This window comes from Amycolatopsis tucumanensis (assembly GCF_021654135.1).
GTDB classification, from domain to species: Bacteria; Actinomycetota; Actinomycetes; order Mycobacteriales; family Pseudonocardiaceae; genus Amycolatopsis_E; species Amycolatopsis_E tucumanensis.
In genome coordinates this window covers 1-1,376 of record NZ_JAKGSD010000130.1, presented here as the reverse complement: position 1 = coordinate 1,376, position 1,376 = coordinate 1, and the positions used below count along the sequence as shown (strand labels likewise).

Genomic DNA, 1,376 nt, shown 5'->3' with positions numbered 1-1,376 from the left:
GGGACTGTAATTTCGTTGGTGTAACTCCTGAGGTGAAGGAGACATCTGTGACTGATGGGACGGGCAACGGCGGCGAGGCGAAGGCTCCGGCGATGGCGGATGGAGTGGACGATCAGCTGGTGCAGCAGCTGGCGGATCGGGCGCGGGCCGAGGGTCTGCAGTTGACCGGTGAGGGCGGCCTGCTGGCGATGCTGACCAAGAAGGTGGTGGAGTCGGCGTTGGAAGGCGAGATGGACGACCATCTCGGCTATTCCAAGCATGACCCGGCCGGCCGCAACGGCGGGAACTCTCGCAACGGCCGGCGCGGCAAGAAGGTGCTGACCGAGGCCGGCCCGGTGGAGATCGCTACCCCGCGGGATCGCGACGGCAGTTTCGAGCCGCAACTGGTGGGCAAGGGCCAGCGCCGGCTGACCGGGCTGGATGATCTGGTGATCTCGTTGTCCGCCAAGGGGCTCACGCATGGTGAGATCGCCGCGCACCTGGCCGAGGTGTACGACGCCGAGGTGTCCAAGCAGACCATCACCACCATCACCGACCGCGTGATGGACGGCATGGCCGAGTGGCAGAACCGGCCGCTGGATGCGGTGTATCCGGTGGTGTTCATTGACTGTGTGAATGTCAAGATCCGTGAGGGCAACGTCGCGAACCGGCCGATCTATCTGGCGCTCGGCGTCACCGTGGAGGGCACCCGCGACATCCTCGGGCTGTGGGCTGGCGAACACGGCGACGGCGAGGGAGCCAAGTACTGGCTGCGGGTCCTCTCGGAGATCAAGAACCGCGGCACAGCCGACGTGTGTATCGTCGTGTGCGACGGACTCAAGGGCCTGCCCGAGGCCATCGAAACCGTGTGGCCGCAAGCGATCACCCAGACCTGCGTCGTCCACCTCCTGCGCAACAGCTTCCGCTACGCCTCCAAGCGGGACTGGGCGGCGATCGCGAAGGACCTCAAGCCCCTCTACACCGCGCCCAGCGAGTCGGCGGCACTGGACGCGCTGGCTGCCTTCGGTGACAAGTGGGAGGCCCGCTACCCGGCGATCATCAAGCTATGGGAGAACAGCTGGGCGGAGTTCGTGCCGTTTTTGCAGTTCGACGCCGAGATCCGCACCGTGGTGTGTACCACGAACGCCATCGAGTCGATCAACGCGCGGATCCGACGGGCGGTCAAGGCCCGTGGCCACTTCCCGACCGAGGCCGCCGCGCTCAAGTGCGTCTACCTAGCGTTGATGAGCCTCGATCCCACCGGCACTGGGCGCAAACGCTGGGTCGCCCGTTGGAAGGCGCCGTTGAACGCTTTCGAGCTCACCTTCCCCGGACGCCTGACCACGAACAAGAAGTAGAACCGACAAGATCAGTTACACCAGCTTCTTGACAGACCC

Annotated in this window: 1 protein-coding gene; it reads left to right on the top strand. The window is 65.2% G+C overall.

The features are described from left to right. The first annotated feature begins 92 nt into the window (after nucleotides 1-92). Entirely contained in the window at nucleotides 93-1,337 is a 1,245-nt protein-coding gene (locus L2C96_RS44125) for an IS256 family transposase (protein ID WP_110341587.1), read from the top strand. Nucleotides 1,338-1,376 lie beyond the last annotated feature (39 nt).